This window comes from Sphingobium sp. GW456-12-10-14-TSB1, from assembly GCF_059424385.1.
In genome coordinates this window covers 65,799-78,149 of record NZ_JBWKZI010000001.1, presented here as the reverse complement: position 1 = coordinate 78,149, position 12,351 = coordinate 65,799, and the positions used below count along the sequence as shown (strand labels likewise).

The 12,351-nt window shown below is 63.3% G+C and carries 14 protein-coding genes; 3 read left to right on the top strand and 11 right to left on the bottom strand.

Features of this window, described 5'->3' with window-relative positions:
• Positions 1-35: 35 nt before the first annotated feature.
• A complete protein-coding gene (locus AC07X9_RS00415) occupies positions 36-1,115 on the bottom strand; it encodes an AI-2E family transporter (protein WP_026002051.1) in 1,080 nt (359 codons plus the stop codon).
• A gap of 127 nt (positions 1,116-1,242) precedes the next feature.
• Between AC07X9_RS00415 and AC07X9_RS00410 the strand changes: the two genes are divergently transcribed.
• The 3 genes from AC07X9_RS00410 to AC07X9_RS00400 are packed head-to-tail and all read left to right on the top strand — an operon-like array spanning position 1,243 to position 3,884.
• On the top strand, positions 1,243-2,040 hold the full coding sequence (locus AC07X9_RS00410) for a TrmH family RNA methyltransferase (RefSeq protein ID WP_017181073.1): 798 nt from the start codon (positions 1,243-1,245) through the stop codon (positions 2,038-2,040).
• 23 nt (positions 2,041-2,063) lie between these two features.
• A complete protein-coding gene (locus AC07X9_RS00405; protein ID WP_017181072.1) occupies positions 2,064-3,344 on the top strand; it encodes an MFS transporter in 1,281 nt (426 codons plus the stop codon).
• 48 nt (positions 3,345-3,392) lie between these two features.
• Positions 3,393-3,884 (top strand): DUF4402 domain-containing protein, encoded by a 492-nt coding sequence (locus AC07X9_RS00400; RefSeq protein ID WP_086485406.1) that lies wholly within the window; start codon positions 3,393-3,395, stop codon positions 3,882-3,884.
• Positions 3,885-3,896: 12 nt separating this feature from the next.
• Here AC07X9_RS00400 and AC07X9_RS00395 read toward each other — a convergent pair whose 3' ends face one another.
• From AC07X9_RS00395 to ffh, 10 genes are all read right to left on the bottom strand, one after another.
• A complete protein-coding gene (locus tag AC07X9_RS00395) occupies positions 3,897-4,424 on the bottom strand; it encodes a GNAT family N-acetyltransferase (RefSeq protein ID WP_017181070.1) in 528 nt (175 codons plus the stop codon).
• 66 nt (positions 4,425-4,490) lie between these two features.
• Entirely contained in the window at positions 4,491-7,166 is a 2,676-nt protein-coding gene (locus AC07X9_RS00390; RefSeq protein WP_017181069.1) for a TonB-dependent receptor plug domain-containing protein, read from the bottom strand.
• A 332-nt stretch (positions 7,167-7,498) separates the two neighbouring features.
• Positions 7,499-7,867, bottom strand: coding sequence for a 50S ribosomal protein L19 (rplS, locus tag AC07X9_RS00385; protein WP_017181068.1), 369 nt, complete (start codon positions 7,865-7,867; stop codon positions 7,499-7,501).
• A gap of 6 nt (positions 7,868-7,873) precedes the next feature.
• Positions 7,874-8,611 carry a tRNA (guanosine(37)-N1)-methyltransferase TrmD gene (gene trmD, locus AC07X9_RS00380; RefSeq protein ID WP_017181067.1) on the bottom strand — a complete coding sequence of 246 codons (738 nt, stop codon included), beginning with the start codon at positions 8,609-8,611 and terminating at the stop codon, positions 7,874-7,876.
• Positions 8,608-8,880 (bottom strand): hypothetical protein, encoded by a 273-nt coding sequence (locus AC07X9_RS00375; RefSeq protein ID WP_017181066.1) that lies wholly within the window; start codon positions 8,878-8,880, stop codon positions 8,608-8,610. Before AC07X9_RS00375 ends, trmD begins: the two co-directional genes overlap by 4 nt.
• Before the next feature lie 56 nt (positions 8,881-8,936).
• Entirely contained in the window at positions 8,937-9,311 is a 375-nt protein-coding gene (locus tag AC07X9_RS00370; RefSeq protein WP_017181065.1) for a type II toxin-antitoxin system VapC family toxin, read from the bottom strand.
• Positions 9,308-9,577 carry an AbrB/MazE/SpoVT family DNA-binding domain-containing protein gene (locus tag AC07X9_RS00365; RefSeq protein ID WP_017181064.1) on the bottom strand — a complete coding sequence of 90 codons (270 nt, stop codon included), beginning with the start codon at positions 9,575-9,577 and terminating at the stop codon, positions 9,308-9,310. Before AC07X9_RS00365 ends, AC07X9_RS00370 begins: the two co-directional genes overlap by 4 nt.
• Before the next feature lie 31 nt (positions 9,578-9,608).
• Positions 9,609-10,103: a ribosome maturation factor RimM gene (gene rimM / locus AC07X9_RS00360; protein ID WP_017181063.1), complete on the bottom strand. Its 495-nt coding sequence runs from the start codon at positions 10,101-10,103 to the stop codon at positions 9,609-9,611.
• Between the two features lie 5 nt (positions 10,104-10,108).
• Positions 10,109-10,558, bottom strand: coding sequence for a 30S ribosomal protein S16 (gene rpsP, locus AC07X9_RS00355; RefSeq protein ID WP_017181062.1), 450 nt, complete (start codon positions 10,556-10,558; stop codon positions 10,109-10,111).
• A gap of 129 nt (positions 10,559-10,687) precedes the next feature.
• Positions 10,688-12,163: a signal recognition particle protein gene (gene ffh / locus AC07X9_RS00350; protein ID WP_017181061.1), complete on the bottom strand. Its 1,476-nt coding sequence runs from the start codon at positions 12,161-12,163 to the stop codon at positions 10,688-10,690.
• Positions 12,164-12,351 lie beyond the last annotated feature (188 nt).

Below are 12,351 nucleotides of genomic sequence, written 5' to 3'. Positions count from 1 at the left end.
GACAAGCGCGGCCCGAACGGATGTAGCCTGCGGCCCTATTGCCCCACTTCGCCTTCCCGCCGCATCTGGGTAAAGATGTTCCACGTCGCGATGAACAATGCCGCGATCACCGGGCCGATGACGATGCCGTTAAAGCCGAACATCTCGATCCCGCCCAGCGTCGAAATCAGCACGACATAGTCAGGGATTCGCGTTTCGCGGCCAACCAGTATCGGGCGCAGCAGATTGTCGACCGATCCGATGATCAGCGCCCCGGCCCCCACCAGCACCGCGCCCTGCCAAATCGCCCCGGTCGCAAACAGATAGAGGGCGACCGGCGCCCACACCAGCGCCGATCCGATGGCGGGCAGTAGCGAAAATGCGCCCATCAGCACGCCCCACAGCAGCGCGCCCTGAATGCCCAGCATCCAGAAGATGACCCCGCCGATAAAGCCCTGCACGATGGCGACCACCAGGCTGCCTTTCACCGTGGCGCGGATCACCACGACGAAGCGGTGCAACAGCGCCTCGCGCTGATGCGGGCGCAGGGGCGCAGCATCGGCGAAGCGTTGCGACAGCCGTTCCCCGTCGCGCAGCAGGAAGAAGGCGAGATAGAGCATGACGCCCAGCGCAACGATGAAGCTGAACGCCCCCTGCCCGATCAGCAACGCCTGCCCGGCCAACGTACGGAAACTGCTGGTAATGCCGTTGGTCACGGTGACGCGGGCGGCATCGAAATTGCTGAACCCGATCCGCCGTAACATGCCATGCGCCCATTCCGGCAAGCCGTTCTGCATCTGCGCGAACATGCGCGCAAAATCGATCTTGCCCGACTGGATCTGGGCATAGAAATGCACCGCTTCCTGGATCAGCGCGACCGACAACAGGATGGCGGGGATGATGACGATCGCAATGATCAGCAGCAGCGTCAGCAGCGCCGCACTGTTGCGATGACCCGGCATCCGGGCCGCGATCCGCTGGTTTATGGGCCAGAACAGGACCGCGATGATCACGCCCCACAGCACTGCGGCGAAGAAAGGCTCCAGCACAAGGGCAAAGGCTATCGTGACCAGAATGACGAGGCCGAGGAAGAATCCGTCCTCGATGCGGTTGTGGTTGGTATGCGGCGTGGTCATTTCACCCCCGTAAGCAAGATCGGGCGGCAAATCCATGGGGGTGCGCGCAGGTTCCATGCCCCCTGTCCTTTTATGCAATCCGCCGGTAGAGAAGCCGCTTCTTCCGCCAATCGGGAACAGACGCAACGTGGCACGCGAAATCACCGGATTTTCCAACCCGCTGGTGAAGCGCGTCCGATCCCTGCGCGAAAAGAAATTTCGCAAGGCCGAAGGGCTGTTTCTGGCCGAAGGCTTGCGCATCCTGACGGAAGCGCGCGAGGAAGGCGTGCTCCCTGAAATGCTGTTCCATGCCGGGTCCGCCCACCCGCTGGCGATCGATCTGATCGCGGCGATGGAGGCGGCAGGCGGCGACGTCATCGAAACGTCCGCCGACATCCTCTCGAAAATCAGCGGCAAGGACAATGCGCAGGCCGTGGTCGGCGTCTATCGCGACCGGCTGACCCCGCTGGACAGGCTGGACCGCAACAGCGCCGACATCTGGATCGTCGCGCAATCGCTGCGCGATCCGGGCAATCTGGGCACGATATTGCGCACCGGCGATGCGGTGGGCGCAGGCGGGCTGATCCTGATCGACGATTGCGTCGACCCCTTCTCGGTCGAATCGGTGCGCGCATCGATGGGCGCGCTGTTCACTCAATCGATCACCCAGACGCGCTGGGGCGAATTCATGCACTGGTTGCGGCAGGGACCGGGCGAACTGATCGGCACCAGCCTGAAAGCCACGCAGGATTATCAGGAACCGCGCTATCAAAGCCCGTCCTTCCTGCTCGTCGGCAATGAAGCGCAGGGACTGCCCGAATCCTACGAGGCGGAATGCGACCTGCTGGTCAAGATGCCGATGCTGGGGAAGGCCGACAGCCTGAACGCGGCGGTGGCGACCGCCGTGATGGCCTATGAACTGCTGAACCAGAAAAGAAAGGGTTGAGGATGGCGGGTGCGGGGGCACGGATGAGCGGCATCGGTGAAATGTGGCGGTACAAGCGGGTGCTGACCGCCAGCCTGGTCGGCACGGCAGTCGAGTTTTACGACTTCTACATCTATGCGACCGCCGCCAGCCTGATCTTTCCCTCGCTCTTCTTTCCCTCCTCCTCCCCCACCGCGCAGCTGATGGCGTCCTATGGCAGCCTGGCCCTCGCCTTCTTCGCGCGTCCTGTGGGCGCAGCGGTGTTCGGCCATTATGGCGATCGCGTCGGGCGAAAGGCGACGCTGGTCGCATCGCTGATGCTGATGGGCGGCTGCACCCTGTTGATCGGCTTCCTGCCGACCTATGCGATGATCGGCTATTGGGCGCCGCTCATCCTGTGCGTGCTGCGCTTTGGTCAGGGCTTCGGGCTGGGCGGCGAATGGGGCGGCGCGGCCCTGCTGGCGGTGGAAAATGCGCCGCCCGGCTGGCGCGCGCGCTTCGGCATGTTCCCGCAGCTAGGTGCGCCGGTCGGCTTCATCGCCGCCAACGGCCTGTTCCTGATCCTGGGGGCGCTGCTCAGCGAACAGGATTTCCTGGCCTGGGGCTGGCGCTTGCCGTTTCTGGGCAGCGCCGTGCTGGTGATATTGGGCCTGTGGGTGCGCCTCAAACTCACCGAAACCCCGGAATTTGCCGCTGCGCAAAAGGAAACGCCGCCGCCCGCCGTACCGCTCGCTACCCTGCTTTCCACCCATCTGGGTGCGGCGATCGCCGGCACCTTTGCCTGCGCCGCCTGCTTTGCGGTCTATTATATCGCCACCGCCTTTGCGCTTGGTTACGGCACCACCGCGCTGAGGATCGACCGGGAAATCTTCCTCGCCATCCAGTTGGGGGCCATCCTGTTCATGGCGGCCAGCATCATCCTGGCCGGATGGTGGGCCGACCGCAGCAGCCCCACCACTGCCCTGGCCTGGGGCTGTGTCGGTACGGTCGGGATGGGGCTTGTCTTTGGTCCGCTGATCGGCACCGGCGCGCTGCTGCCCATCTTCGTGGCGCTCAGCCTCGCGCTCTTCATGATGGGCTTCATCTACGGCCCGCTGGGCGCCTATCTGCCTGCCCTCTTCCCGATCCAGTTGCGCTACACCGGCGCGTCCTTCGCCTTCAATCTGGGCGGCATCATCGGCGGCGCGCTGGCCCCGATCGTCGCGACCTGGCTGATCGGGGTGCAGGGCGTTGCGCTCGTCGGCCTCTATATGTCGCTGGCCGCGTTGATCAGCCTGGGCGGCCTGTGGTGGACCAGCCGCGGGCGCAGCTTGCCGGATCACTGACAAACAGCGTTAATTCGGGCTTTACCATGTCGTGGCAAAGCCGGTCGGATGACGATCCGACGCCTGATCTTGGCTGCCAGCATGATGCTGGCATTGGCGACCGCCCCGGTCGCCAGTGCTGCGCCTGCGACCGGCGGGTCCAGCGCGACGATATTGGGCGCGCTGCGGATCGAGAAAACAAGCGATCTCAATTTCGGGCAATTGGCGGTGCCCGGCCAGCCGGGCGTCGTGCGAATTCGTGCCGACAATAGCCGCGTGTGCAGCAACGGGCTGGTCTGCATGGGCAGCGCCAGCGCGGCGGCCTTTACCCTGCATGGCCGGCCAAATGAGCGGGTGGAAATCAGTCTCGACAAATCGACGGTGAACCTCACCAACGCGGCTGGCAATCGCATATCGGCCAGCCTCAGCCAGTCCCATTCGCACATCCGCCTGAACGGGGGCGAAGCCGTGTTCCAGATTTTCGGCACGCTACAGGTCCGCGCCAATCAGGCGCCCGGCGCCTATCGCGGCAGTTTCAGCGTATTGGTCCAATATGATTGACCGCACGGCCGGTCAAACAACAGCCTTGCGCATCAGCATCATCGGCACGCCGCTATCCTGGAAAGCGCGCACGTCGACAAAGCCGAAACTGCGATAGAGCGGCGCGCCCGCCAATGTGGCGGACAATTCCAGCGCAGCAAAACCTTCCGCCCACGCCGCGGCCTGGCAGAGCGAGAGGACGAGCGTGCCCACGCCTTTGCGGACATGGTCGGGATGGGTGTACATCGCCCGCACCTTCGCCGCCTCCGTCGCCGGATCGAGCAGCCGGTCGTCACGCCCCGCGCTGTGATTGCCGCCATAGGCCGTCGCGCGACGGCTCCACCCGCCACAGCCCGCGATCGCATCCCCCACCTCCACCACGAAATAGGTGCCATCTGCGATCAGGCGGCTGTCCAGCCCCATGAAGGCATGGCTGGCCCGTACCTGATCAGGCGTGAGGAACGGCCGTTGCAATTCATCGATCGCCCGCCGCATCAACGCGGCAAGCGCGGGTTCGTCGGCCAGAGTGGCAAGGCGGTGGGTCAGAGTGCCAGTCATCATGAGCACCTCTTGAAACGGCAAAGGCCGGCCCCGCAAGAGGCCCGGCCTTCACCTGTCAGAACCGGATCAGAATTTGAAGCCGACCTTGCCGTACCAGAAGCCACCGTTGAAGCCGAACGGCGAGACGTCAGGATAGATGTCGCCAGTAAAGCGCCCCCCGGTCGATGCATAGACCGGACCCAGCGTCCCTTTGGTGTTGGAATATTTGTCGGGATAATTGCTGAACAGATTCTGCACCCCGACGCTCAGCGTGAAACTGTCGTTCACCTCATAGCTGGTTTCAAAGTCGAACACGAATTCGCTGCCGAAAGTCTGCGACACCGGACCATCATCCGTCTGGGTATATTTGCCGTACCAGTTCATCCGCGCCAGCACGGACAAGGGGCCGCTGCTCCAGTTTTCGGTCAGGATGAGGCGGGTCTTTGGCAGGGTCTTTTCCAGCTGGGCGACACGGACGTCGGACACGATTGTCGGATCGCGCGCGATCACCTTGGTCTTGTTATAGTTGAACGCTAGCGTCGTGTTGAAAATGCCCATGGTTTCGGTCGCAAAGCGATAGCTGCCGACGACATCGACGCCTTGGGTGCGGGTATCGAAGGCGTTGGTCAGGAACTGCACTTCGTTGACGGTCGCATAGTTGGCCAGCCCCAGCGACTGAAGCGTCGGCCGCTGCGCATCGTCGATCACGAACGTGCCCGATGTGCCGATACGGTCCTTCACCTTGATGTTATAATAATCGACCGACAGGGTGAAGCCGGGCGCGGGCGTGAACACGGTGCCCAGCGAGAAGCTGACTGATTCTTCCGGCTTCAGGGGCGTCGCGCCCAGGAAGGCGGCGACCGGGCTGGTGACCGGCAGCGTCATCGATTCGATTGCATTGGGATTGCCGGGGTTGAACCCGGTCGCGATGCTGCTGCTGTTGACCTGCCCCGGCGTCGGCGCGCGGAAGCCCGTCGCCACCGTGCCGCGCAGCGCCACGACGTCGGGCACCACGGCATAGCGGGCAGAAAATTTGCCGGTGGTCGAATTGCCGAAGTCGGACAGATGTTCGTAGCGGCCTGCGATGCCGAAAGAGAGCTGATCGGTGACGTCCCCTTCGATGTCGATATACAATCCCTTGGAATTGCGCGCGCTTTCGCCCGCAATCGCCGGGCCGTAACCGGGAAAGCCATTGGCGCCGACGGGCAGGGCGACCGACAATTGCGTGCCATCCGCGTTCAGCACCGGCGTGCCGTCCTGATGAAACACCAGATTGCCGGTATAAGGCCCGATCGCCCAGGACGGCTGGTCACCCAGGCCCAGTTCATAGGATTCGCGGAAATATTGGCCGCCAAAGGCTATCGTGACTGGGCTGGCGAAGCCGACTTCCCAGGGATAGCTGAAGTCCGCGTTGAACAGCGTTTCGCGCTGTTGCAGCTTGCCGAGGTAAAATTCGTTCGGCGACGCGATGCCCAGCGACGGGTTCATCGTGCCATTCATCGTATAGCGCAGGGTCGACTGGCCGTAGCTGCCCGAAATATCGTAATTCAGGCCGAACCCGAATGTACCCTTATAGCCGACGGTGCCCGAAATATCGTCGATCTTGCCGAAGAAGATCGGCGTGAAGCCGCCGGGATAGACGCAACTCCAATTCTGGACCAGCGGGTCGGAACAGGTGGCAACCTTGGTATAGTCGCGCGTGGTGACTTCATAATCGTTGGGCGCATAGACGTTGCCGCCCGCCGCGCCCGTCTGAATGCCGGGCAGCATATTGTTGAAGTCGGTGAAATAGTCGTTGAAGATGCCATTCTTGCCGAAACTGTTGCCTTCAATGTCCACGCCCGACGTATTGACCGACTGGCGATAGTTGAAGCTTTCTTCCTGGAAGCTGTGGCCATAATTACCGAAGAAATAGATGGAGCTTTCGCCCAGATCGAAGCCGCCATTGACGAAGAAGCGATAGGATTCCATCGCCGGGTTGCCGTAGCGCTGCGCCAGCTTGGGCACGCCGATCGTCGGCTGCTCCTGCGCCAGCAGATGCGCGCCAGCGCGGGTCACGCCCCGGCTGGTCTTGCCCGCATTCACATATTCGCCGCTGATGTTGATGAAACCGGCATCGCCCAGCTTGAACCCGCCATTGAGCGCGAGCTGATAATCCTCACCATCGCCACGATAATATTGGCCATAGCGGGCATAGCCCGAAAAACCGTCCGTATCGTCGCGCAGCGTCATGTTGATGACCCCCGCGATCGCGTCGGACCCATATTGCGCCGACGCGCCGTCACGCAGCACTTCGACCGCGCGGATCGCAATCGCGGGCACCTGCGCCAGATCGGCGGAATGCGCGCCCGCCGATTGCGCGTTGGCGCTGATCTGGACCAGTGCGGAACGATGCATCCGCTTGCCGTTGATCAGCACCAGCGTCTGGTCGGGGGCAAGGCCGCGCAGGTTGGGCGGCCGAACGAAGGAGGAGCCATCGCCGATCGCGTAGCGCGCGACGGAGAAGGAGGGGACGAGATTCTGGATCACCTGATTCATGTCCGCCGTGCCCTGCTTTTGCAGCTCGACGCCGGAATAGACGTCGATCGGCGTCGGCGATTCCGCAACGGTGCGGTCGGTGCGACGCGTGCCGGTAACGATGATGGTCTGGCCGGGCGCGTCCTCGACAGCGGCCTGCGGCACGGCGTCCTGCGCCAGAACGGGCATCGAATAGAGCAGCGCAACGGCTATGGCGCCGCGCGAAATCAGTCCCTGATATGTCATCAAAAAAGCCCCCTAATTTCTCTTTTACAGAGGCCTTCTCGACATCCCGTCCCTTTCCCGACTTATTCCACCCAACAAGGTTACAGATCACCGAGCCCGAAACCGCGAGTTTCAGTGCAACATCGTTCAGCAACATTTGGAAACGTTAGGCTGACACAAATCCACTATGGGCGAAATGGCCCTTTTTTGGGCCTGCGCGAATCCGGTCAGGCTCGTGTCAGGCGGAGGCTTCCGCCGCAGGGTCAAATATTTGTAACATATAGAAAAAGGCGGCAGTCCATTGGACCACCGCCTGTTTCTTTTTTACAACTGTCAAGAATTGATTTTTACAATCAACCCTCGGTGCGCACGTCGCGGCGTTCGGCGATGCGCGCGCGCTTGCCGGTGCGGCCGCGCAGATAATAGAGCTTCGCACGACGCACGACGCCACGGCGGACGACGACGATCGAATCGAGGTTGGGCGAATAGAGCGGGAACACGCGCTCCACGCCTTCGCCGAACGAAATCTTGCGAACGGTAAAGTTGGAGCCCATGCCCTTGTTCGAACGCGCGATGCACACGCCTTCATAATTCTGGACGCGGCTACGGTCGCCTTCGACGACCTTCACGCCGACGCGCAGCGTGTCGCCGGGGCGGAAATCGGGAATGTCCTTGGCCAGGGCGGCAATGCTTTCCGCCTCGATCTGCTGGAGGATGTTCATGAAACGTCAGTCCTTCAAGTCGCGTTGCGCGCCAGAGGGCGACTGGACCCGAACGCCGATGTGACGTTCCCAAAGGTCCGGCCGCCGTGACCGTGTATCGACCTCCGCCTGTTGTTTCCGCCAGGCGGCGATCTTCGCATGATCCCCCGATCGCAACACTTGCGGGATCGTGCGCCCCTCCCATTCGACTGGTCGGGTATAGTGCGGATATTCGAGCAGCCCCGTTTCAAAGGACTCCTCCACCCCACTGGAAGCCGCGCCCATTACACCGGGAAGCAGCCGGACGCAAGCATCCAGCAGCATCAGCGCGCCCATTTCCCCGCCCGACAGGATGATGTCACCCATGCTGACCTGCTCGATCGGCCGGGCATCGAAGATTCGCTCGTCAAACCCCTCGAATCGCCCGCATAATATCGTCGCGCCGGGACCATCGGCCAGCGCGCGGACGCGCGCCTGGGTGATCGGCGCGCCGCGCGGGGTCATGGCGATGACCGGCAGGTCGGGCCGCTGCGCGATCGCATGATCGACCGCGCGCGCTATGATGTCCGCACGCAGCACCATGCCCGCGCCGCCGCCTGCTGGCGTATCATCGACCGTGCGGTGCCTGTCGGTGGCAAAGTCGCGGATCTGGATCGGCGCGCAGGACCAGCGCCCTTCCGCCAGCGCCCGCCCCGCCAGCGACACGCCCAACGGCCCCGGAAACATCTCCGGGTAGAGCGTCAATATCTGCGCGGCAAAGCTCATCGCCGGCGCACACGCAGCCAGGCCGCCGACACCCCTCCCGCCAGGCACAGCGCGCCACAGGCCAGCAGCGCCAGTCCGATGGCGCGCAGCAGGTCGGCAAAGGGGCGCTCAGGATGGATCAGGCCGGGCAGCAGCACCAGCAGTGGCACGGGGCACACCAGCCCGATCGCCGCCGCCAGCTTCGCGCCCCGCGACCAGCCAAGCCCGAACAGCCGCCAGCCAGCGGCCAGCATCGCAAGGAGATAGAGGGCGGTAAGGATCTGAACCATGATCGCCGCTTAGGCGATGCGGACGGCAGCGTCCAGTTCCCGGCGGAAGGGAAGCATCAGCGTGTCCAGTCCTCGATTTGCAGGCCGGCTATATCGGCAAAGTCGGCTGCGTTGCGGGTTACCAGTGCGGCGTCCAGCGACAGGGCATGCGCCGCAATCAGACTGTCGAAACTGCCGCGTCGAAAGGGAAGCGCCGCATAAGCCTGCGCAGCCGCCTCGTCGAAGGGAAGAATAGCGATCTCCGCGACAAAGGCCGCCAGCACATCGGGCGGCGGCGGCTTGCCCCGCACCGTCCCATAGGCCAGTTCCGCATAGGTGATGGACGATATGAAGAGGCTGCCAGCCGCCTGCTCCGCCATCCGGGCAATCAGCGACGGATAGATGCCGGTAAAGACATAGATGCAGCTATTGGTGTCCAGCAGCCGCATCATGCCCCGGACGCATCACGACCCATCAGGTGCCAATCGCGAGGACTGTCATCGAAATCCTCGCGCGACAACGGCTCCAGCCATGGTGCCTTGCCCGCGAATTTGCTGACATCGATCTTGCGCTCGTCCTGAGCTGGCTCGAACGTGAAGCGGCCATGATCCTCGCGCAGGGTCATTTCGGCCCCTTCCTTGAAGCCAAGAGCCTTGGGCAGACGCAAGGCCAGGCTGTTGCCCGACTTGAAAATCTTGGCCTTATACTCTTCGCTCACCGCGGATCTCCGTATATACGTTCAGTATATACTATTCCACGAATGCCGCGTCAATCACCGCCCGTTCGGCTTCCAGCGTGACGGCGTGCATCGGGGCCATGAAGCGCTTGCCCGGCTTGCCTTCGACCGATGGCCGCTGAACCTCGATAATGTCGCCAGCGCCGAAATTCTCTATCGCGATGATCTCGCCCAGCGCTTCGCCGTCACTCGACAGGCAAGGCAGGCCGATCACGTCGGCATGATAATATTCGCCCTCGGCCAGCGGCGGCAGGGCGGAACGCGGGACGGTCAGCGCCGTGCCACGCATGGCTTCGGCCGCGCTGCGATCGCCGATTTCGGCAAAGCGCGCGACCGCACCATTGGAACCGGGGCGCACCGACTTCAATGTCAGCCTGCGCCCGCCCGCATCGAAACCGTCATAGCTTTTGAGGCTTTCCACCCCGTCGCCAAACAGTTTCAGGCGGACTTCGCCCGCCACCCCATGCGCGCCGATGATCGCGGCGAGAGTGACGGGCTTGTCGGTCAAGAGAATCAGCCCTCGGCCTGTTCGGCAGCGGCTTCTTCAGCAGGCGCTTCTTCGGCGGCAGGCGCTTCGGCAGGTGCCTTGGCGGCTTCCTCGGCGGCGATGCGGGCTTCTTCCGCCTCGGCCAGCTTGGTCGCGCGATCTTCGGCGCGGTCCTTGGCCTTCTGGCCCGGCACGCCCTTGTTCGGGTTGTTGCGCACGATCCGCTCCTTCACGCCAGCGGCGTCGAGGAAACGGGCGACGCGGTCGGTCGGCTGGGCGCCGGCGGCAACCCAATGCTTCGCGCGTTCCACGTCCAGAACGACGCGCTTTTCGTCGCCCTTGGGCAGGACGGGGTTATAGCTGCCGATGCGCTCGATGAACTTGCCATCACGCGGCGCGCGGCTGTCGGCCACGACGATGCGATAATAAGGGCGCTTCTTGGAACCACCGCGCGAGAGACGAATGGACGTTGCCATGGAACTTACCTTTCTGACGTAAACTACGAATATACTTGCATTAATCGTCATACCGGACTTGATCCGGCATCCAGAGCGACTGGTCATTCCCATCCGACACTGGATTCCGGCATCCGCCGGAATGACGGGCTACTTCTTCATGAAATTCTGAAAGCCGGGCGGCAGCTTGGGCATGTTGCCGCCCAATCCGCCAAGGCCGCCCAGCCCGGACAGATCGGGCGGGCCGCCCTGTCCGCCGTCGGGACCGCCCAATCCGCCCATGCCACCGCCGGTGAACATCTTGGCCAGCCCTTTAAGGCCGCCCATCTTGCGGATCTTCTTCATCGCGCCTTCCATTTCCTGATGCATTTTCAGGAGCCGGTTGACTTCCTGCACCGTGGTGCCGGAGCCTTTGGCGATGCGGATCTTGCGCTTGGCGTTGATGAGCGCCGGGCGTTCCCGCTCCTTGGGCGTCATCGATCCGATCATCGCGTCGAGATGGATCAGCGTCTTGTCGTTCGCGCCACTATTGGCCATCGCCGCCTGCGCTTTCTTAAGGCCAGGGATCATCCCCGCCAGCGCGCCCAACCCGCCCATGCGGCGCATCTGACTGAGCTGCGCGCGCAGGTCGTTCATGTCGAACTGACCCTTGGCCATTTTCTTGGCCAGCTTGTCGGCTTCGTCCGCATCGATGCTCTCGGCGGCACGCTCGACCAGGCTGACGACGTCGCCCATGCCCAATATGCGCTGCGCCACGCGCTGCGGGTGGAATATCTCGATCGCGTCGAGCTTTTCGCCAGTACCGGCAAATTTGATCGGGCGGCCGGTGACCGCGCGCATCGACAGCGCCGCACCACCGCGCGCGTCGCCATCCATCCGGGTCAGCACCACGCCGGTCAGCGGCACCTGCGCGGTAAAGCTCTGCGCCACATTGACCGCGTCCTGCCCGGTCAGCGAGTCGACCACCAGCAGGATTTCGGCAGGCGTCGCCACATCGGCCACCGCCTTCATCTCGTCCATCAGCGCCTGATCGACATGCAGGCGACCAGCGGTGTCGAGCATCACCACGTCGAAGCCCTGAAGCTTGGCCGACTGGAGCGCGCGGCGGGCGATGTCGACCGGCTGCTGCCCGGCGACGATCGGCAGGGTCGCCACATCGCACTGGGTGCCCAGCACCGCCAGCTGTTCCTGCGCGGCCGGGCGCTGGACGTCGAGCGACGCCATCAGCACCTTCTTGCGGTCCTTGTCCTTCAGCCGCTTGGCGATCTTGGCCGTGGAGGTCGTCTTGCCCGACCCCTGCAAACCGACCATCATGATGACGGCGGGCGGGGCCACGTCGATCATCAGGTCCGACGTGTCGGACCCCAGCGTTTCGGTGAGCGTGTCGGACACGATCTTGACGACCATCTGCCCCGGCGTGACCGACCGCAGCACGTCGCTGCCCACTGCCCGCTCGGTCGCCTGATCGACGAACTGGCGCACGACAGGAAGCGCGACGTCGGCTTCCAGCAGCGCGATTCGCACCTCGCGCATCGCGGCGCGGACATCGTCCTCCGTGAGCGCACCACGCCCCCGCAGCTTGTCGAATACCCCACCCAGACGATCGCTCAGCGAATCGAACATCATCACCTCAATTGGCCCAAAGGCCTGAAAATCCGCGCATCCCTGCCAAACGACAAAATCGCCGGTGGGCGAAACCTCGCCAACCAGCGTCCATACAAAGCGCCTGATGCTGACCCGTTTGCCGGGCGCGCGCTCAATGGATAAGTCAGGGACCGGACGTCGAACCGCCCGATTGCAGTCGCGCCCTTAGC

What these genes read in the sequence shown, in the direction of transcription:
- AC07X9_RS00415 (WP_026002051.1), bottom strand. Translation starts at nt 1,115, where the DNA reads ATGACCACGCCGCATACCAACCACAACCGCATCGAGGACGGATTCTTC.
- AC07X9_RS00405 (WP_017181072.1), top strand. Translation starts at nt 2,064, where the DNA reads ATGAGCGGCATCGGTGAAATGTGGCGGTACAAGCGGGTGCTGACCGCC.
- AC07X9_RS00400 (WP_086485406.1), top strand. Translation starts at nt 3,393, where the DNA reads ATGACGATCCGACGCCTGATCTTGGCTGCCAGCATGATGCTGGCATTG.
- AC07X9_RS00395 (WP_017181070.1), bottom strand. Translation starts at nt 4,424, where the DNA reads ATGATGACTGGCACTCTGACCCACCGCCTTGCCACTCTGGCCGACGAA.
- AC07X9_RS00390 (WP_017181069.1), bottom strand. Translation starts at nt 7,166, where the DNA reads ATGACATATCAGGGACTGATTTCGCGCGGCGCCATAGCCGTTGCGCTG.
- rplS (WP_017181068.1), bottom strand. Translation starts at nt 7,867, where the DNA reads ATGAACATCCTCCAGCAGATCGAGGCGGAAAGCATTGCCGCCCTGGCC.
- trmD (WP_017181067.1), bottom strand. Translation starts at nt 8,611, where the DNA reads ATGAGCTTTGCCGCGCAGATATTGACGCTCTACCCGGAGATGTTTCCG.
- AC07X9_RS00375 (WP_017181066.1), bottom strand. Translation starts at nt 8,880, where the DNA reads ATGGTTCAGATCCTTACCGCCCTCTATCTCCTTGCGATGCTGGCCGCT.
- AC07X9_RS00370 (WP_017181065.1), bottom strand. Translation starts at nt 9,311, where the DNA reads ATGATGCGGCTGCTGGACACCAATAGCTGCATCTATGTCTTTACCGGC.
- rpsP (WP_017181062.1), bottom strand. Translation starts at nt 10,558, where the DNA reads ATGGCAACGTCCATTCGTCTCTCGCGCGGTGGTTCCAAGAAGCGCCCT.
- ffh (WP_017181061.1), bottom strand. Translation starts at nt 12,163, where the DNA reads ATGATGTTCGATTCGCTGAGCGATCGTCTGGGTGGGGTATTCGACAAG.